Raw genomic sequence first — 20,323 nt, forward strand, 5'->3', positions numbered from 1 at the left:
TGGCTTACTATAAAGAAAGTATTGAATTGAAACAATAATTTTAAATGAGGGATAATATAGGTAAATCGATACATGAACGTTGGAAAGAAGACGCGTATTACTATGAAAAACGTGCTGCAGAAGATGAGAACTACGAAGAAACGAAAGCAAGAGTCGAAAAGAAAAAAGCTCAAATTATAGAATCATTGAAACACAATAAGGATAAAATTAAACAAATGGAAGAACAATTGAGTAAGAAAAACAGGTAAGAGGTTAGGAAATAAGGAATTAAGCAAAGTAGAAATTCAAATTAAGTACACCTCTATTAAAGTTCATATAAAGCCCTAGTGTTATTAACAAATTTAAGTGGTAAAATAATTATGAAATACTATCACATAAAATATAAATAGAGGTGGGCTTAATGTCAGTTGATTGGTCAATATTGTCAAATCCTATTGTTGTATCAGTAGTAGGGGGCTTCGTAGGTTGGTTGCTATCCCAATTTACAAATAAGAAAAGAATGGAACACGAGAAAGAAATAAATGACATGAAGTTAAAAGCAGATGTCGTCGTAAAGTCAAGAATGGAATGGATTAAAGAAGTTAGGGAATTAAGTTCAAGATTAATTAAAAATTATACTGAAATGTATAAAACTAACGGGGATGCAGAGTTCGTTTTTAAATCAGTTAAACAACTTGATGAAAGTAATCACGCTTTAATAGAGAAACATAAAACTGAAACTGATGAAAATAAAAGTGATTATCTATTAAAAAAAATTACTTCTAATACAGAGAAATTAGGTAATTTAGAGAATAAATACGCAACATTATCAAATGATTTACTTACATATGTTGGTCGATTTAGTGAAATAAAATTTCTTTTCAAATCTTATTTTTCAGAGGAAAATATAGACGGAAGTGCCAATGAACAAAATAGCGAATTAATAGATGCAATGGAAAATTGTATAGCATTGTTAACTAAATATTGCACAAAACCAGAAGAAGTAAATAAAAATGAACTGCAACAATCATTAGATAACTTTACATATAAACTCAGTAAATATTTAAAAGAAGAATGGGAAAAAGTTAAACGGATTGAATAATCCCCCAAATTTCCCCCGAGAACTTAAATAATTATAGATATTTATACATACTAAACTAAAACCAGGTTACTTATAAACCGCTTCACTACAACGTTTTAGCATGTATAAAGATAGTATATATATATTACCTAAACCCAGAAGATTTATTATTAGAATCTTAATATAAATAGGAGTCACCAATATCTCATGATATTGGTGGCTTTTATTGTATATAAAAGATAATATGGATTGAGGTTATTTGCACTTTGGGCCAGAACTGCTAATAACGGTACCAGTATTTACAAAACTCGTAAGAAGTGTAAATACTAGGGCTCTTATGAACACTTTCGACCAAACTTGTTCGTAACGACACCCATACAACACAAAAATATATTTTTCATTATTCTCAATTTGATTGATTTGTCATACTTTGAATTTATTTGATATAATTTATAGGAATTCATATATAGGAGAGATATTCATGAATGGACTACGAAGTGTTACATTATGGACTTTTGATATTAAAGAAACAGAGTCATTTTATAAAGATATTTTAGGGCTTAATACCTTGATGAACCATGAAAAGAATATCTTACATATCGGTGATGCAAATCTTGCACCTGGTACGAGACTGATTTTCAAGCAATATTCTGGTGACTCAGATCAATTAGATACGCATTTTCACGGGATAGCTTTACGTGTACCGACTGATTACGCATTATATGAATATAAACAACAATTTGATGATCATCAAGTTAAATATGAGTCTGTACAACAATTAAATGGTAAGCATCTATTTAAATTTTATGATAATAATGGACATGCGTTACATCTTATTTCTGATGAACAAAATTCTGGTGTACCTCTTGGAACTGCTTATGATGGTGGTCCAATTAGTCCCATTCATCAAATTCAAGGAATAGGGCCGGTCATGGTTAAATCACCCGAGACTCAAGCAACTGGCTCATTATTAAATAATATTTTTGAGTTGCAATTGTTTGCTGAATACAAGACAATAGATGATGAGTCAGCTATCGTATTTAAAGTCGGTGCTGGTGGAAATGGCGGAGAGTTACATTTGATTGATTATCCAGATGCGATTGAGTCATTGAATCCACCTATCGAAAGAGTAGCAATCTCCATTGATGATATCGATCATTTTGAAAAAATTGTTAATCACGTTAAAGGAATTGAAATGGAACATCATATTATTCAACATGAAGCCGGCTTAATTTCGTTATATGTGCGTGACTTAACTGGCATCATCATTACAATTACATATGACACAGTGAATTAAAGGAGCGGTTTATTTATGTTACATGAAACTTGGAAAGAAAATCACGTTATTAAACAAGTAGAAGTTACACATACAGATGCACAAAAATTTAAAGTATCTGATATGTTAACAGTAGGTAAAACATATGATGTCGTTAATGAAACAGAAGAATATTATCAAATCATTGATAATTCTGGTCATGTTGGCGGCTACTACAAAACATACTTTAAAGAAGTATAAATATACGATAAGAGTCTGATACATCTATATGTTCCGGACTCTTTTTTAAGTTTATAAAATGTACTAAAGGAGAACACAATGGCTAATTTTAATAAATATTTAAACAACGATGAAACAATATATGATGACGCTTTGTCTATGATAAAGCTTAATAAGAATATACTTTTAAAAGGACCGACTGGTTCAGGAAAAACGAAACTTGCTGAAACACTTGCGAGAGATTTAAACAAACCGATGCATTCTGTAAACTGTTCTGTAGATTTAGATGCCGAAAGTTTATTAGGTTTCAAAACAATTGAAACAAACGAACAAGGTCATCAACAAATCGTATTTATCGATGGACCTGTTATTAAAGCGATGAAGAATGGCGACATTTTATATATCGATGAAATCAATATGGCGAAACCAGAAACGTTACCTATTTTAAATGGTGTATTAGACTTTAGAAGAGCATTAACGAATCCATTTACTGGTGAAGTCGTACAAGCTAAAGAAGGATTTTCAGTTATTGCCGCAATCAATGTAGGCTATATCGGAACATTACCAATGAACGAAGCATTAAAAAACAGATTCGTTGTCTTGGATATTGATTATATAGATGGCGAAACATTAAAAATGATTATTAAAGAACAAAGTGCATTACAAGATGATGAAATCATCGATTCAATCGTTCAATTTAATAAGGATTTACGCATTATGTCGAGCCAAGGTCAAATTTCAGAAGAGTCAGCGAGTATAAGAGCATTGATTGACTTAGCTGATTTAGCAACTGTCATTCCAGTAAGACGTGCAATTAAACGCGCTATTATAGACAAAATAGACGACGAAAGAGAACAACAAGCTATACAAAATGCAATTGAATTAATTTTCGAGTAAGGAGAATATCATGAGTGATCGTTTTATATTATTTAATGACGAACAAATCGATGCACAACAAATAATGATGTTAACTGATTTAGCTAAATTATTACTTGAAGATCCAAACGTTAAAGTTTCTTTCCAAAAATTCCAACACTATGATCCTATCAACAATACATGTAATGTTAGTTTCACTTGGTTACATCGACCTGAACACATTATAAATGCAGGGTTAAAATCCGACATCATGTTAGATACTTTAGGATTTAAACATACAGATCCAGCTATATATAAAGAAGTATTAGATGAGTCATTTGATCATATGAGCTTTTTTAAACAATTATTTATGCTTATTGAAGAATACCGTCTTTCAAATTTGATTATGTCTAAACGTCCAGTCACTAAAAAGTTGTTTAAGCATAGATTGAACGTCAAAATCAAACAAAATAATAGTCAAATTCATGTTTATCAAACGAAGACAACTTATACAGACTTATTATTTTTAGCAATAGAACATGCTATTTTAAATGAAAATTTCATCAACAATATTTCAATAAATGATGATTTTGATGATGCACTCGTACAAGTGTTTAATCGATTAACGCAAATATTCAACTTGCAATCATCAGAAGACAGTTATGATTTAGCTGTAAGTATTATGATTTTAGTAGATTATTTATTAAAAGAAGATATGCTTAACCAGTATTATCATATTCCAGAGCGTATTTATCGTTCTTATGAAGAAGAGTGGACTTTAGAAGATTTAAAACGTCAAGATGCGGCTAACACTGATCAAAGTCATGAACAAGATCATGATCCAGACGACATTGAATCTGCAGATGCTGAAACAAAGACGAACGATAGTCAAACTGACAGCAAATCTTATTTAGAAATGGAACTTCACGAAGGTGAAAATAGCGACATTTTGACAGATAATGATAGAGAAGGTGACGCTGGCGATGATATGACGGATATGATGGAGAAAAAAGGTAAGGGCTCTAACAATACTTTAGATGATGAAGAGGGCGGCGCACAAGGTCTTAATCAGCAATATCAACTTAAAGGTATTAACCAAAATGTTTCTCTTACTTTCAATCGACCAGATATTTTACCAACACATATGGAAGCATATAAAGAAGCTGTCGATAGTGTTCAGTTTGAAATAAAAGATTTAACAAGCATAATCCAAAAATCTATGAATCATCAATATAGTGATATAAGAGAAAACTTAACTAAAGGTCGCTTACAAAAAAATCTTCTAAATTGGTTTATCGATGATCAATATAAACTATTCTTCAAAAAAGACGCATTTAGCAGAAAATTAGATGCAACATTCACATTATTAGTTGATGCGTCAGCAAGTATGCACGACAAAATGGAAGAAACTAAAAAAGGTGTCGTCCTATTCCATGAAACACTTAAAAATTTAGATATAAAACATGAAATTCTTGGTTTTAGTGAAGATGCTTTTGAAGCTGATAAATTGAATCAACCTAATACTATTGAAGAACTTATCTTATATAATGAATCAACACTTAAACAGAATGATGCAAGAATTATGACGTTAGAACCTCAAGATGATAATAGAGATGGTGTCGCTTTAAGAGTTGCAACTCAACATTTACTTCAAAGATCTGAGTCTCAAAAATTCTTAATTGTATTTTCTGATGGTGAACCTTCAGCATTTGATTATGCAGAAGATGGCATTATAGATACACATGAAGCTGTAATAGAAGCCGATAAACAAGGGATTTATGTCTTTAATGTATTCCTTAATCAAGACGTGATTGATGAAGCAACGAAAAAGACTGTTCATAACATCTATGGTAAACAAAGTTTATTTGTAGAAGGTGTTGAAAATTTACCATACCAGTTGGCACCGTTATTGAAAAAATTACTGTTGCAATCTATATAATTAACAAACTTAAATAATAACATTCTTTTTTAAATTTTCAGAAATTTCATATAGACGAAAACTAACTCCAATGATAGAATATTAATTATTGTAAGACGTAAAAGGAGTAAAATATATGAACAAGAATATTTTTGTAGTAGGGTTTATGTTATTTGCGATATTCTTTGGTGCCGGGAACTTAATTTTTCCTCCAGCATTAGGATTATCGAGCGGTCATTTCTTCTGGCCAGCAATATTTGGTTTTGTCATTACGGGAATCGGTTTGCCACTTATTGGTGTAATCGCAGGTTCAATTGAGGAAAAAGGATACAGAGTTTCATTAAGTAAAATTCATCCAGTCTTTGCAATTGTATTATTAGTTGCAATTTCTTTAACAATAGGACCATTATTCGCAATACCACGTACAGCAGCAACATCTTTCGAAATGGGTATTACACCAATTTTTGATACAAATAGTTCAATGGCTTTATTTATTTTCTCACTGATTTACTTTATCATTGTCTTTTACTTAAGTTTCAACTCAAGTAAAATGGTCGATAAAGTCGGTGCGATTTTAACACCATTACTATTAATTTCAATTACAGCATTAATTATTAAAGCATTCTTCTCATTAGGTGGAGAAGCACCTGTTGCAGGTGATACTGCAGTATATAGTAGTGCTGGAACAAGCTTTGGTAAAGGTTTCGTTGAAGGTTACTTAACAATGGATGCTATCGCAGCTATTGCTTTCTCACTAATTGTTATTACAGCAATTAAGAGTAAAGGTGTAACGAGAGAAACAGGATTATTCAAACAAACAATTTATGCAGGTGTTATTGCAGCACTTGCACTTGGATTTATTTACATCTCATTAGGTTGGATCGGAAATCACATGAACGTTTCAGCTGAGACACTTAAAGAATTAAACGATAACGGTCAAAATATCGGTACTTATCTCTTAACAACAGCCGCTCAATTAGCATTCGGTGAGTTTGGTAAATATTTAATCGGTATTATCGTTGCATTAGCTTGTTTAACAACAGCTACAGGTTTAATCGTATCAGTGAGTGAATTCTTCCACGAGATTATACCTAAAATTTCTTACAAATGGTTTGTAACAATCTTTACATTAGTTAGTTTCATCCTTTCAAACCAAGGTTTAACTACAGTAATTAAAGGTTCACTACCAGTATTATTAGTGTTATATCCAATCGCAATTACAGCTGTATTATTAATTGTTCTTGCTAAGTATGTTGGTACACCACCAATCGCACAGCAATTATCAGTAGCACTTGTAACAATTATTTCATTAATATCAGTTGTAAACCAAATGGGTTGGGCTAAAATTGGATTTATTCAACAATTACCATTATCAACTTACCAAATGGAATGGATTCCATTTGCAATCGTTGGATTCATTATTGGATTTATAATTGGTAAAGTTAAGAATCAAGCACCAATCACATATTCGTAAGTTGTATAAGAATCTTCAAAATTATTTTGAAGATTCTTATTTTTTATGTCATCATATTGATAACAAGATAAAAAGGGGTTGGTTTTCATGATTTTAAATGCATTTATAAACAAAGATGAAACATGGTTATTATGGGCAATTCTAGTAGGTATTGCAGCGCTAAGTATCTTTTTAGAACAAAGGTATCAATTTGCAGCAAAACTAACAGGCGCTATCATTGCATTAATTGGTGCGATGATATTATCCAATCTCAATATCATTCCGATTGAATCGCCAGTTTATGATCAAGTATGGGAATATGTTATTCCGTTAGCAATTCCTTTACTTTTATTTAGATCAAACATATTTAAAATCTGGAAAGAAAGTAGAAGACTTTTATTTATATTCCTAATCAGTTCAGTAGGTACTGTAGTAGGTGTTGCAGTAGGATTTTTATTACTTCACCAATTTATACCTGAACTAGATAAAATAGGTGCTATGATGACTGGTAGTTACATAGGTGGTGGTGTAAATTTTGCAGCACTTAGCACGAAATTCCAAACACCAGGAGAATTAGTTTCCGCAACAGTTGTAGCCGATAATAGTGTAATGGCTTTCTATTTTATTGTATTGATTACACTTCCAAATATGAAATTTGTTAAAAAATATTTTAAAAGACTTTATACGTCAAATGATGATACGAACAGTAATCAAGCAGAAGCATATTGGAAACGAAACGAAATAAGTTTAAAAGATATTGCTTATTCGATTTCAATAGCATTTGCGTTAGTTGCGATAAGTTTTAAAATTTCAGAACTCGTTAATGAATACATTCCTAAAAACAATCACTTTATGGAAATATTAGTGAGTATTATAGGTGACCAATTTTTATTGTTAACAACATTAACACTTGTTACAGTAGCTATGTTTAGTAAATTCTTTGAGAATTTAAACGCTTCTGATGAACTCGGTACATTTTTAATATATATTTTCTTTGTCGTAATAGGTGTACCAGCATCTATACCAATCATTATCAAAACAGCACCATTATTATTTATTTTCGTTGCCGTTATTTTGATTTTCAATTTATCTATAACACTGTTCTTCGGAAAATTGTTCAAATTCAATATTGAGGAAATGATACTCGCTAGTAATGCAAATGCCGGAGGACCAACAACAGCAGCTGCTTTAGCAATATCTAAAGGTTGGCAAGGATTAGTCGGACCTATTTTAATCATAGGTACTTTAGGTTATGTAATCGGAAATTACGTCGGAACATTAATGGGGTATTTCTTAGGCCAATTTATGTAAGTGGGTTGTTGGATGAGTAGGCGGTGTAGGAGGTGTGAGTTTGTTGGGTATAACTCAGATTTATAACCAAGTCATGGCTTTATTCAGTACTTAAGCCATGACTTGAGCCATCTCTTGGCTTTATTCAGTACTTAAGCCATGACTTGAGCCATCTCTTGGCTTTATTCGGTACTTAAGCCATGACTTGGACCATCTCTTGGCTTTATTCAGTACTTAAGCCATGACTTCGCTCATCTCTTGGCTTTATTCGGTACTTAAGCCACGACTTGGTCCATCTCTTGGCTTTATTCCATACTTAAGCCAAGACATAGGCAATCTATTCACTTAAATAAGCCTTCACAATGCACACCTCGAATACTCTCATACTCACATCCACAAATCTACACACAAAAATCCCACCAACAAATGCGAAGTTTGTTGGTGGGTCTATTATTTATGATTTAAATGTGTTTCTCAATTGCTGCTGTTCGTCTTTGAGTTGTAATAATTTTGTTTTTAAGTCTTGTTCTAAGCTTTGTAATTCTTGTTCTGCTTGCTGACGTTTGCGCGTGCCGTCTTCTTGTATGCGTAATGTTTCTTGAATTGTATCTACTATATTAGTTTGAGTCGTCTTCAATGTTTCGATATCAACGATGCCTCGTTCATTTTCTTCAGCTGTTCTAATCGCATTCTGTTTCAACATTTCAGAGTTCTTCAGCAATAATTCATTAGTTGTATCTGTTACTTTTTTCTGAGCTTCTGAAGCACCTTGTTGTCTTAAAAGTGTTAACGCGATTGCCATTTGATTTTTCCATAATGGGATACTCGTTAAAATTGAACTTTGAATTTTTTCTGCTAAAGTTTGATTAATATTTTGTATCATTCTGATTTGTGGGGCAGATTGTAATGTGATTTGTCTAGAAAGTTGTAAGTCATAAATTCTTTTTTCTAGTCTATTAATATATTGTTGTAAATCTGCCAGTTCCTGCACATCCATTTGGTTATTAGATGCTTTAACTTTTTGTTCTAATTCTACAAGATTATGTTGCTTCAACTCGTCGCGTTTCTTTTCTGCTGCGGCGATATAAATATTTAATGCATCAAAGTAAGCTTTATTTTCTTCATATAATTGATCTAATAAGCCAACATCTTTCATCAGCATATTTTGTGATTTCTGCAATTCTACAGATATACGATCGACTTGTGCACCAACAGATTGATATTTACTAAACATTTCATTTACAGAACGTTCAGCTCTTCTAAAAATACGTTTCAATCTAGATTGATTTTGTTTTTGTAATTCATCTGGATTTACTTCTTTTAATTTATTCATTAAGTTTCTTAATGAATTACCAATAGGTCCTACATCTTTAGATTGTACTTGTGTCAGCATTTGATGTGAGAACTGTGATAATTTATTTTGTGCTTGTTGACCATAGAGTAGAAGACCATCATTATCTAATGGCTTAATCTGCTTAGCAATTTCGTCAATTCTTCGTTGATCTTCATCTGAGAATGTCTTTTCGTATGTTGATGTCACATCAGAAGGGGTTTGCTGTTCTGTAACTTCTGAAGTTTGTGGTGTTAACGCTTCTGATGAATCTTTAAATGGGTCATCAATAAGGTCGTCAAATAAGTTCTTATTCGTTTCAGTCATTGTTACGCTCCATTTCATATTCATATTTTTTATGAGTTTTTGTTAAATTCACTTTTTCTTTCGTTGATTCTGGAATGCCTTTTCTATAGCTATTTCTTTGTTTAGCAATATCAGCAAGTTCCATTTCAATATCTAATTGATGATAACTCGATTCATTTAACTCTTTTAAATCGGCAACGAGTGTTCGTTTATTTTCATCAATCGTGAGCTTTGTTTGTTTAAGTTTAGCTTTTTCTTCTTTAGATTTATTTGGCATACGTTGTAATAGCGTGTAATTATCAATTAAATTCACAGTATTATCTAGGTGAGAGTAGAAGAAGCTTTCTACTTTATAAAATTTCTCTGGTGACTGTTTAACTGTGTTATAAATTGTACGTGCCAATTTAGCAACTTCGTTTAAGTTCTTGAATTCTTTATACGATCTAATACGCATATAGTTTTTATAAAGTCTTTTCAATTTGGGCTGCGCTTCGTTTAATTGTTTTCTAATAAAATGGAATTCTCGACGTGTTAAACCCATTTCTTTTAAATAACGTCGTGAACTATACCATTGGATTGGTAAAAAGCTAATAACGTAAGTGCCTGCAAATACAGCCATATCTATAAGAAAATTTAAATCTAGTTGAAAAACACTAAATAAAAAAGCAATAAATGATATAGGTACTGCTAATAACGCACCTAATACATATGATAAATTATATTTCATTGTCATCTTCCTAATTTATAACGTTTTGAAATGCTTAGTTTTTTCATCTAAAGTGGTATCTTCGATTGTATAATTTTCTACAACTGAAGCTGGTGCTACTCCCTGGATAACACCATTAATAAATTGTTCTAATTGATCTTCTTCACCACTTGCGTATATTTCTACATAATCGCTGACATTTTCAACGGTACCAACTATTTTATGTTTCTTAGCGAGTTGAGCAGTGAAAAATCGAAACCCAACACCTTGTACACGTCCAAAAACTTTAATATGTTTTCCGTTCATATTTATCACCTCATATCTTTATTATAAAGGGTTCAGTGTAAAAAAACTAATAATTAGAAACAAATCCACAAGCTATTTTCTTGATTTAATATTCAATAAGATTTAAATTAACTCTAGGGCAATTTTCTAAATAGGGGAGATTTTAAGATGTATAAAATCGTAACAATCCGAACAGATTATGAGGGATGGTGGCTGTTTGACGATTGGAAAGACTATATCATTAAAGAAATTGAATGTCAGGACTATGAAGAAATGGTTAGACAATATCATAATCTACTTAATCAATATCAAACGAAGTTTACGAATGAACTCGTAGGTAAACATAATATACATGCATTCTATAATAATTGTGATCTTTCGTATTGCGAAGACTGCGAAGAAGATATGCAAATATTTTATAGTATTCTTATATTAAATGACAATTCAATTTATACGCCATTACCAAAATAATAAATTCTGAAAATATCTTAAATGGTATTGCATTTGAATATTCTGTGACGTATAATAAGAAATAGCAATATCGTTATTCCATATTGCAAATAACATTATTAATTAATTGTGTTTTTTGTAATATGCGAATATCGCATATTGAATTTTAGTCTTGGAGGTTTCACAATTATGAAACAAGGTACAGTTAAATGGTTTAACGCAGAAAAAGGATTTGGCTTCATCGAAATTGAAGGAGAAAATGACGTATTCGTACATTTCTCAGCAATTAACCAAGAAGGTTACAAATCTTTAGAAGAAGGTCAAGCAGTAGAATTCGAAGTAGTTGAAGGCGACCGTGGCCCACAAGCTGCAAACGTTGTAAAACTATAATATATATGAATTTGAACGACTAAAAAGAAACCCTAACATCGTTAGGGTTTCTTTTTGCGTTATCATATTGTTATTATTTAATAATAAATTTTCATGATTTCAGCTTATTATTTTACGTCGTTCATAATTAATTGTTTTAATGTTTGTCGCTTAATAACTTCTCTCGCTTTTCCATCTTTAACAAATAGAACTGAAGGTTTAAGCATTTGATTATAATTTGAACTCATAGAGTAGTGATAAGCGCCTGTAGATAATACAGCTATATAATCACCGATTTTTGTAGATTTAGGTAGTTTCATATCTCTACCGATTAAATCACCTGATTCACATAACTTACCAGCAATTGTAACGTCATGTGTGTCTTCATCATTTCTATTCACTAACAATGCTTCATATTGTGCATCATAAAGTGCCGTTCTAATATGATCACTCATACCACCATCAATTGATACATACGTATTAACATTAGGAATCTCTTTAATTGTTCCTACTTGATACAACGTAACACCCGCTTCACCAACAATTGAACGTCCTGGCTCAATAGAAATCTCTGGAATAGCCATATCATATTTTTGACTATTTTCTTTGATCGCATCTGTAATCAATTTAATACCATCTTCAATAGGGTAACTCTTATCCGCTTCAGTATATTTAATACTAAAACCGCCACCTAAATTTAATATATCAATCTCAATATCATGTTCTTTTAACCATTCAAATACAATTTGGATTGTGTTGATTGTACCATCAGCTTCAAAAATTTGTGATCCAATATGGAAGTGAATTCCTTTAAAATCAATTTTATCTGATGCTTGCAAAGCACGAACACCTTCAAGTGCAGTACCATGTTTAATAGACAAACCAAATTTACTATCTTCTTGACCAGTTTGTATAAATTCATGCGTATGTGCTTCAACACCAGGATTCACTCTTAATACAGCTTTAATAGGCTTAGAAGCTAATCTATTAATACGTGTGATTTCATCTAATGAATCAATGACGAAATATTCAACGCCACTTTCAATCGCATATTCAATTTCTTCATTCGTCTTATTGTTACCATGAAAATGAATTTTACTTGGGTCAAATCCACTTGCTAAAGCTGTATATAATTCACCTTCAGATACAACATCTAGCCCCATATCTTCTTCTGCCATCAATTTAAACAATTGAATACTACTAAATGCTTTAGAAGCATAAGAGATATTATATGATAAGCCACTTTCTTTAAATGCTTCATGGAATCTTCTACATTGTGTTCTAATTTGTTCCTCATCATAAACGATAGTAGGGGTACCAAAACTTGCAGCTATCGTTTGTAATGATACATTGCCCATTGTAAGAACACCTTGGTCATTATATTTAACTGTCATTATCTAATCTCCTTTATTAATGAATGATGGTTTAATGCACTGATTTGCTCAGAATTTGCACCAACACCTTTAAATGTAAATTCATCAATCCTTATATCGTTACTATACATCACGACTTGATCACCACTTTGGATTGTATCATCTACTTCAACGAACATGTGACTCATCATCAACCCTCTAATTGGATAGCGTTGTTGATTAATAAGTGCATCATGTTTCGCTCTTGTCTTAAGTATACCGTCTCCATAGCCAATATCAACTACAGCAATGTTACAATCTTTATCAGCTGTATATTGGAAACTATAACCACAAGTTTCTCCTTTTTTAATAGGGCGAACTTGTATCACATTAGCTGTGACTGTAAAGTTTTGTTCAGTAAGTGTAGTAGGGAGGGTACTATAAGGTCTTGACCCATAAAGTATAATACCAAGACGCGCATGTGTATGTTGATTAAACAATCCGTCTTCTCTTACATAACTTGCACTATTTTGTGCGTGAATAAATTTGAAGGCATAACCATGGTCTAATATAAATGATAAGCAATCAATCCAAGCTTGTCTTTCTGTTTCATATTCATCGCCACCAAATTCATCTGCATATCCAAAATGTGTCCAAATACCTTCGATAATCGCTTGCTCTGCAATAGGTAAGTTTTCATTATGTTTAAGTACTTGCAACATTTCATCTTGATCTTTCAAACCAGAACGGTGTAGTAGATTTTCAAGTTCTAAATGTAATTTAACGCCTGCTAAATCTTCTAAATGTTTATGATAGAACGTCAATGAAGGTAACGTCATCGCAATGTTATGTGCCTTTAATGTTTCAAATTCGATAGAAGGATTCATCAAAAAGATATTTACTTGTTTATCTATTTCACGAATTCTTACCGCTTCATGAAGTGATGTTGTACTGAATGTTTGAATACCTGCCTGAATAAAGGATTTAACTGCGAATTCTAATCCAAAATGATAAGCATCGTTTTTCACGACAGCCATAACTTTGTTATCTTTAATAACGTTTTTAGCATTTTTTATAAAATTTTGTTCATCAATCGTAATACGTGCTACCATTATTTGTCCGCTCCTTGATTTAATAGTGCTGTATAGTAATCAGCGACACTGATCAATACTTCTTCATCGAAATTGAGTCTATTTGTATGTAGACCATAAATATAATCTTTTTCAACATTGCGTGTTCCAAAAAAGACAAAATAGCTTGGTGCTAATTGACGATAGAAACTAAAGTCTTCGCCAAATAAATAAGGCTTTTCAAGTTCATGTAATGTTAAGTCGAGGCTCATTAAAGCTTCTTTAACGCCATCATATAATTGTGCATCATTTGTAGTAGGTGGATATCCTTCTGCAAAATCAACTGTACATGTAACACCAAATAACAATTCAACACTTTCTGCGATTTTTTGCATTTGATTTTTAACAATTTCAAGATCATTCGTATCATATGTACGAATTGTACCTTCTAAGTAACCATTCTCTGGCACGGTATTAATGGCTTCTCCAACATTAAATTGTCCAACATGAACAATATTGCGATTTAAACCATTTAAATGAAATTGTTGAATTTGTGTAACTTGAGATAGCACATGCATCATCGCTTCTGATGCTGCTTTACCATCTTCTTTACTGGCAACATGACTTGAGCTTCCTTTTAAGTAAAATCGATACTCTGTTGCACTAGCTGTAATTTCATCATTTTTAAAAGCTACTGTACCGACATCTTCAAATGGCATAATATGAACGCCATAAATTTTCTCGATGTTATATTTATCAAACACGTTTGATTGGATTAATTGATTCGCACCAGCTTCAGTTTCTTCTGAAGGTTGGAATATAAATACGACATTATGCGGTAATTCACCTTTATCATATAAAGCTTTACAACGTTGTGTAAAAAGCATTAACGCTGTCGTATGACCATCATGTCCACATGCATGCATTACTTGATCAACCGTACTTTTATAAGGTACATCGTTTACTTCTTGAATAGGTAAGGCATCGATATCCGCTCGATACGCAATAGTATGATTCGAATTGCCTTCCAAATAACCAATGACACCCGTTTGAATAGGGCGTTCGTATGGAATATTTAATTGTTTTAAGAAGTCTTCAATATACGCAGTTGTCTCATATTCTTGCATACTTAACTCTGGGTGTTGATGTAAGTATCTTCTTGTATTTTTCACAAATTCTAATTCAGACATTTAACTCAGTCCTTTGTATTATGTATAGAAAGAGGGAGCGGGATAGAAATTTCATTTAAGGAAAATGATATCGCAGTCCCGCCCCGACTAAAATGATATTATTGATTTAAATTACGTAAAGCAGATACAATTTCTTTTTTACCGTCTTGAACATCTGCTGATTGTTTAATAACTTTAGCAGGTGTACCAGCTACTACTGCACCAGCTGGAACATCTTTAGTTACGATAGCGCCAGCTGCAACGATTGCACCTTTACCGACTCTAACGCCTTCAAGAATTACAGCATTTGCACCGATTAATACGTCATCTTCAATCACAACAGGTGATGCACTTGGTGGTTCGATCACACCCGCTAATACTGATCCAGCACCAACGTGTACATTTTTACCAGTTGTTGCACGTCCACCTAAAGTAGCGTTCATATCTACCATTGTACCTTCACCAACAACAGCACCGATATTGATTGTTGCACCCATCATTACAACAGCACCGTCTTCAATAACTGCATGTTCTCTAATGAAAGCACCTGGTTCGATTCTTGCATTTGTATTTGTTAAGTCTTTTAATGGAATTGCTGAATTGCGACGATCATGTTCAATTTCTAAATCTGTAATAGCTGATTGATTTGCTTCATAAAAGCTCTTCCAATCTTTAGCATCACAGAAAATTGTTTTAGATGTTTCAGAACCAAATACTTTAAATGACTCTGGGAATTCAACATTTTCAAATGTGCCGTTTACATAAACCTTTAAAGGCGTTACTTTCTCTGCCTCACTAATATATTGTATAATTTCTTCTGCCGTAAAATCTTTAACCATGTTAAATTCTCTCCTCATTTAAATTATTGTATGTGTAATATCCGTTTTCTTTATTAACTAGAACATCTGCTACATTAATTGCGCCATTAGCGAAGATATCTTTAGACTGCGCACGATGTGTGATTTCAATCGTTTCGTCATGGCCAGCAAATAATACTTGATGTTCTCCAACAATTGTACCACCACGTTGTGAACTAATGCCAATTTCTGCAGGTTCACGTTTAGTAGTTGATTCATGTCTGTCATAAACTGGTACAGATTGTGCTCTTTTTTCTTTAATCGCATCATATAGTTGAACGAGTGTACCACTTGGTGCATCGACTTTCTTATTATGATGCTTTTCTAACATTTCAATATCAAAGTCTTCCAATAATGGTACTGCATATTGAATAATTTCTTTGAGTATATGCACGCCATAGCTCATATTTGCGCTGAAAAATACAGGCATGTTCTGAGATTTTTCTTTTAACTTTTCTATGATTTGTTCTTTTTCACCAGTCGTTGCGATAACTAAAGGTAATGTGAAGTCTTCTTCTAATAAAGGCAATAATAATTCAGGATTTGAAAAGTCAATCGCCACATCCGCTTCTGGTGCTTCAGAAATAGATTCGAAAGCAGGGTAGGGATATGATTTCGTTGAATCCTTCACGACAACACCAACAATTTCGTTATCTCTTTCTTCTGCTAATCTTGCGACGCGTTCATTCATTGCGCCATATCCGATTAATAATATCTTCATTGTTTTACACCATCTTTAAACTTAGTAAATGCTTCACTTAAAACGTTTCTTTCTTGTTCTTCCAATGTAACAAGCGGTAATCTTACTTCATAACGACCGAAACCTAATTCAGACGTTAATAACTTAATCGGCACTGGATTAACATCTACACTTAAGTGATCAAGTAATTCGGTAATATCACGATTTAAAGTGTTTGCTTGTTCTAATTGATCATTAACGACATAATCATATAATTGTTGTGTTTCTTGTGGTATAGCATTTGCTACTACTGAAATTAATCCCGCTCCGCCTAATTGATAATAATCCAACATATTGTCATCATTACCACTATATAATGCAAAGTCACTTGGTAAATGTTGTTTTAAAGTTTTTGCATATTCTAAATCTCCAGTCGCATCTTTTAAAGCTACGATGTATGGATTTTCACTTAGTTTAAGCACCGTTTCAATATCTATCGTCATATTTGTTCTTGATGGGACATTATAAAGTACAACAGGTAATGCAACTTCATCCGCAATTTTTGTAAAATGCGCGATTAATCCACGTTGACTCGTCTTGTTGTAATAAGGTGTGATTAACATAATCGCATCAGCACCTAATTCTTTAGCTTTTATGGAAGCATCGATAGAAGCTTGCGTATTGTTTGTACCTGTACCTGCAATAACTGGAACACGGCCATTTACTTTTTTAATCCCACATTCTAATAATGTATTTCTTTCTTCTGTTGTAAGGGTAGGGTTCTCTGCTGTTGTTCCGTTAATAATAATACTTTTAACACCATTATCTATTAAAAATTCTATATGATTTTCAAAGGCTTCGTAGTCTACATCCTCATTTGTAAATGGTGTTGTAAGGGCAACGCCCACACCGTTAAAAATATGTGACATACTGAACACTCCTCGTTATTTTTTATTTAATTCTAAAACTTGTTCTAGCACTTGAACGGCATTTAAACTTGCACCTTTTAATAAATTATCTGAAGTACACCAGATGTGGAATGTATTGTCTAAAGAATCATCTTTACGAATTCTTCCAACGAATACTTCATCTTTACCAGTAGAAAGAATCGCTAATGGATATTCATTATTTTCTACGTTATCTACTAAGACAACACGGTCATCTTCATTAAATAAGTTACGAATATCTTCAACAGTCACTTCTTTATCTAAAGTTACGTTTATATGCACACTGTGGCTGTCTTGAACAGGTACACGCACACAAGTTGCTGTTACATTTAAAGAAGGTTGATCTAAGATTTTTCTAGTTTCGTCGATCATTTTTTGTTCTTCTTTTGTATAACCATCTTCTAAAAATACATCTATATGTGGTAACACATTATTATAAATTGGGTGAGGGTAGTTCTTTGGTTCTTCTCCTTTTTCACCATTAGCTAAATCTTCACGACCAGCTAAACCAGATCCTGATACAGCTTGATATGTTGTATAAGCAACACGTTTCAATCCGAATTGATCTAATAAAGGTTTTAAAGGTACAACTGATTGAATTGTTGAACAGTTAGGGTTTGCAATAATTTTTCGATTTAATTTAGGTACATTCACTTCCGGAACGATTAAATCAATATCTTCATGCATACGCCATTGACTTGAATTATCGATTACAATTGCACCATGTTTTTCAAATAGTGGGGCGAATTTCTCGCTTGTACCGCCACCAGCACTCATAATAACGTAATCGAAATTGCCATCTGTTTTCTCTTCTGTCAATGCTTCAACAGTATAAGTTTTTCCTTGGAATTCGATTTGTTTACCTGCTGATCTAGGTGATGAAAATAATACAAGTTCATCAAATGGTACATTTCTTCTATCTAATACTTCTAATACTTTTTCTCCTACTAAACCTGTTGCGCCTACAACTGCTAATTTTGTCATTTTGTTCACTCCATCATTCATTATATATTAAATGCTTCACTTAAAGTTCGAACGGCAGTTTCTCCTAATTCACGATCAACAACATAAGAAATACTAATTTCAGAAGTTGTTGTTTGATAGAAGTTGATGTCATGACTAATTAAAGTACGGAATGCTTTTGAAGCTATTCCTGACATATCTCTCATGCCAGTTCCGATTACTGAAAGTTTAGCGTAGTTATCTCTCATTTTGTAACGTAAGTGAGGGTATTCCTCAGTAAGTTGTTCAATGATTTGTTCGATTTGATATACGTCTGAATCTTTAATCGTAAACGAAAGCTGTAATCCTTGTTGATTTTCAATTTGAGATATCATATCAACATTCATTGATTGTTCTTCTAATGAATCAAATAATTTCTGTAATAATGCAAAATTTTGCATCGGATAAGTTAAAGTAACATGAATCATATGTGTATCAAGTGCGACTCCTGTAACTGCTTTTTTCTCTAATATCTCTGTTTGTGGCATAATCCATGTTCCTTTCACGTTTGATAATGTTCTACCAAGATATAATGGTATGTTATAATTTTTTGCAATTTCGACACTTCTAGATTCTAATACGCCAGCACCTAAAGCACTCATTTCCATCATTTCTTCATATGAAACTTCATTGAGTAACTTTGCTTCTTTATAAATTCTAGGGTCTGTTCCATATACACCATCAACATCTGTATATATTTCACAAGATGTATCTATACTTGCTGCAATGGCTACTGCAGTTGTATCAGAACCGCCGCGTCCTAAAGTTGTAATTTCCAGATGATCATTTACACCTTGAAATCCTGCAACGACAAGAATGTCATTTGTTTCAAAAGCTTCTTCAAAACGTAGTGCATCAATTTCTGCAATTTTACTTTTCAGATGATGACCAATCGTCTTAATACCAGCTTGATAACCTGTCATTGCTTTCGTTTGAACACCAATATCATTCAATACCATTGATAAGTATGAAATGGTTTGTTGTTCACCCGTCGTTAAAAGCATCGCTAAATGCTCATCTTTAGGTTGCGTCGTAAGTGAGCTAATATTTTCTAGTAAAGAATCTGTTGTCTTACCCATAGCACTTACAACCACTACTAATTGTTCTCCATTATCAACACGTGATTTCAACATATGTGCGATATTTTTAATTTTGTCAAAATCACCAACGGACGTACCGCCAAATTTTAAAACACTCTGACTCAAAATAATTCCTCCTATAAATCGGAGACGAACGCTGTAATATAAATAAAAAAACAAGTTCGGCATTCGAACTTGTTTTAATTTATATATACAAGTGATGCACTCCATTATTCTTAAGATAATGACAGACAACTAGCTCTTAACCTAAATGTCCAACACCATATTTCTGCAAAAATATAATGTTTCGGCATCGCACCCTTTCACTCCTTTAAGATTGCAGTCCAATAGGGGGAGTTACTAATGATTGATGCGCCTCATCAAAAACATATTCAATTGGTATGCATTCATTATACATACAAAGAATATTGATGTAAAGAGAGAAAACTGATAATTTCAAAAAGTTCTTACTATTTGGATGATCCTTTTAGAATATTAATATTCATTCATATTCATTTTAGATGAGTGTGGAGGAGATGGAGGGAGTTTTTAGGAATGGGGGAGGTTTGAACGAAATGGGGAGGTTTGAACGAAATGGGTGGTGTATTTATAAAAAAGTGGAGATGTATTTATCTTGTTTGGGCTGTCTTG

At 32.6% G+C, this 20,323-nt stretch carries 21 protein-coding genes and 1 riboswitch; of the genes, 10 read left to right on the forward strand and 11 right to left on the reverse strand.

Annotated features, from left to right (window positions below; all coding sequences use genetic code 11):
- The first annotated feature begins 44 nt into the window (after nucleotides 1-44).
- The 8 genes from LQ622_RS00135 to LQ622_RS00170 all read left to right on the forward strand — a co-directional run bounded on the left by LQ622_RS00135 (nucleotide 45) and on the right by LQ622_RS00170 (nucleotide 8,092).
- Entirely contained in the window at nucleotides 45-248 is a 204-nt protein-coding gene (locus LQ622_RS00135; RefSeq protein ID WP_239761934.1) for a hypothetical protein, read from the forward strand.
- Nucleotides 249-400: 152 nt separating this feature from the next.
- Nucleotides 401-1,081, forward strand: coding sequence for a hypothetical protein (locus LQ622_RS00140; RefSeq protein WP_239761933.1), 681 nt, complete (start codon nucleotides 401-403; stop codon nucleotides 1,079-1,081).
- 460 nt (nucleotides 1,082-1,541) lie between these two features.
- Nucleotides 1,542-2,357, forward strand: a complete 816-nt coding sequence (locus LQ622_RS00145) for a VOC family protein (RefSeq protein ID WP_126477657.1) — start codon at nucleotides 1,542-1,544, stop codon at nucleotides 2,355-2,357.
- 15 nt (nucleotides 2,358-2,372) lie between these two features.
- A complete protein-coding gene (locus LQ622_RS00150) occupies nucleotides 2,373-2,576 on the forward strand; it encodes a DUF6501 family protein (protein ID WP_025905040.1) in 204 nt (67 codons plus the stop codon).
- Between the two features lie 78 nt (nucleotides 2,577-2,654).
- Complete coding sequence (locus tag LQ622_RS00155; protein ID WP_191835557.1) at nucleotides 2,655-3,452, forward strand: ATP-binding protein; 798 nt, start codon at nucleotides 2,655-2,657, stop codon at nucleotides 3,450-3,452.
- A 10-nt stretch (nucleotides 3,453-3,462) separates the two neighbouring features.
- Nucleotides 3,463-5,349 (forward strand): vWA domain-containing protein, encoded by a 1,887-nt coding sequence (locus LQ622_RS00160; RefSeq protein WP_239747970.1) that lies wholly within the window; start codon nucleotides 3,463-3,465, stop codon nucleotides 5,347-5,349.
- Between the two features lie 115 nt (nucleotides 5,350-5,464).
- Nucleotides 5,465-6,802 (forward strand): branched-chain amino acid transport system II carrier protein, encoded by a 1,338-nt coding sequence (brnQ, locus tag LQ622_RS00165; RefSeq protein ID WP_239761932.1) that lies wholly within the window; start codon nucleotides 5,465-5,467, stop codon nucleotides 6,800-6,802.
- 87 nt (nucleotides 6,803-6,889) lie between these two features.
- Nucleotides 6,890-8,092 (forward strand): DUF819 family protein, encoded by a 1,203-nt coding sequence (locus tag LQ622_RS00170; protein WP_196308388.1) that lies wholly within the window; start codon nucleotides 6,890-6,892, stop codon nucleotides 8,090-8,092.
- 433 nt (nucleotides 8,093-8,525) lie between these two features.
- On the opposite strand, the gene LQ622_RS00175 is transcribed toward LQ622_RS00170, so the two are convergent.
- From LQ622_RS00175 to LQ622_RS00185, 3 genes are read right to left on the reverse strand one after another with little or no spacing between them, the layout of a single operon-like run.
- Entirely contained in the window at nucleotides 8,526-9,728 is a 1,203-nt protein-coding gene (locus LQ622_RS00175; protein WP_239761931.1) for a toxic anion resistance protein, read from the reverse strand.
- The gene (locus tag LQ622_RS00180) at nucleotides 9,721-10,434 is read right to left on the reverse strand and encodes a 5-bromo-4-chloroindolyl phosphate hydrolysis family protein (RefSeq protein WP_037588039.1); all 714 of its coding nucleotides are present in this window, start codon (nucleotides 10,432-10,434) and stop codon (nucleotides 9,721-9,723) included. The genes LQ622_RS00175 and LQ622_RS00180 overlap by 8 nt, the downstream gene beginning before the upstream one ends.
- A gap of 15 nt (nucleotides 10,435-10,449) precedes the next feature.
- The gene (locus LQ622_RS00185; protein ID WP_037588038.1) at nucleotides 10,450-10,719 is read right to left on the reverse strand and encodes an acylphosphatase; all 270 of its coding nucleotides are present in this window, start codon (nucleotides 10,717-10,719) and stop codon (nucleotides 10,450-10,452) included.
- Nucleotides 10,720-10,866: 147 nt separating this feature from the next.
- Here LQ622_RS00185 and LQ622_RS00190 point away from each other — a divergent pair, with 147 nt between their 5' ends.
- Together LQ622_RS00190 and cspA are read left to right on the forward strand one after the other, a co-directional pair.
- Nucleotides 10,867-11,169, forward strand: a complete 303-nt coding sequence (locus LQ622_RS00190; protein ID WP_239761930.1) for a DUF1033 family protein — start codon at nucleotides 10,867-10,869, stop codon at nucleotides 11,167-11,169.
- A 168-nt stretch (nucleotides 11,170-11,337) separates the two neighbouring features.
- A complete protein-coding gene (gene cspA / locus LQ622_RS00195; RefSeq protein ID WP_016912585.1) occupies nucleotides 11,338-11,538 on the forward strand; it encodes a cold shock protein CspA in 201 nt (66 codons plus the stop codon).
- A gap of 107 nt (nucleotides 11,539-11,645) precedes the next feature.
- Here the strand turns inward: cspA and lysA are convergent, their stop codons facing one another.
- From lysA to LQ622_RS00235, 8 genes are all read right to left on the reverse strand, one after another.
- Complete coding sequence (lysA, locus tag LQ622_RS00200) at nucleotides 11,646-12,911, reverse strand: diaminopimelate decarboxylase (protein ID WP_049318892.1); 1,266 nt, start codon at nucleotides 12,909-12,911, stop codon at nucleotides 11,646-11,648.
- A complete protein-coding gene (gene alr, locus LQ622_RS00205; protein ID WP_126477857.1) occupies nucleotides 12,911-13,981 on the reverse strand; it encodes an alanine racemase in 1,071 nt (356 codons plus the stop codon). Before alr ends, lysA begins: the two co-directional genes overlap by 1 nt.
- On the reverse strand, nucleotides 13,981-15,129 hold the full coding sequence (locus tag LQ622_RS00210; RefSeq protein ID WP_239761928.1) for a M20 metallopeptidase family protein: 1,149 nt from the start codon (nucleotides 15,127-15,129) through the stop codon (nucleotides 13,981-13,983). The genes alr and LQ622_RS00210 overlap by 1 nt, the downstream gene beginning before the upstream one ends.
- Nucleotides 15,130-15,227: 98 nt before the next feature.
- Nucleotides 15,228-15,947: a 2,3,4,5-tetrahydropyridine-2,6-dicarboxylate N-acetyltransferase gene (gene dapD, locus LQ622_RS00215; protein WP_037588029.1), complete on the reverse strand. Its 720-nt coding sequence runs from the start codon at nucleotides 15,945-15,947 to the stop codon at nucleotides 15,228-15,230.
- Between the two features lies 1 nt (nucleotide 15,948).
- A complete protein-coding gene (dapB, locus tag LQ622_RS00220) occupies nucleotides 15,949-16,686 on the reverse strand; it encodes a 4-hydroxy-tetrahydrodipicolinate reductase (RefSeq protein WP_037588027.1) in 738 nt (245 codons plus the stop codon).
- Nucleotides 16,683-17,573, reverse strand: coding sequence for a 4-hydroxy-tetrahydrodipicolinate synthase (dapA, locus tag LQ622_RS00225; protein WP_239761927.1), 891 nt, complete (start codon nucleotides 17,571-17,573; stop codon nucleotides 16,683-16,685). The genes dapB and dapA overlap by 4 nt, the downstream gene beginning before the upstream one ends.
- Before the next feature lie 15 nt (nucleotides 17,574-17,588).
- Nucleotides 17,589-18,575, reverse strand: coding sequence for an aspartate-semialdehyde dehydrogenase (locus LQ622_RS00230; protein WP_239761926.1), 987 nt, complete (start codon nucleotides 18,573-18,575; stop codon nucleotides 17,589-17,591).
- Between the two features lie 20 nt (nucleotides 18,576-18,595).
- The gene (locus LQ622_RS00235) at nucleotides 18,596-19,798 is read right to left on the reverse strand and encodes an aspartate kinase (RefSeq protein WP_126477862.1); all 1,203 of its coding nucleotides are present in this window, start codon (nucleotides 19,796-19,798) and stop codon (nucleotides 18,596-18,598) included.
- Nucleotides 19,799-19,884: 86 nt separating this feature from the next.
- A riboswitch (Lysine riboswitch) is annotated at nucleotides 19,885-20,061 on the reverse strand.
- Nucleotides 20,062-20,323 lie beyond the last annotated feature (262 nt).

Source organism: Mammaliicoccus sp. N-M50 (assembly GCF_022386995.1).
Taxonomy (GTDB): Bacteria; Bacillota; Bacilli; order Staphylococcales; family Staphylococcaceae; genus Mammaliicoccus; species Mammaliicoccus sciuri_A.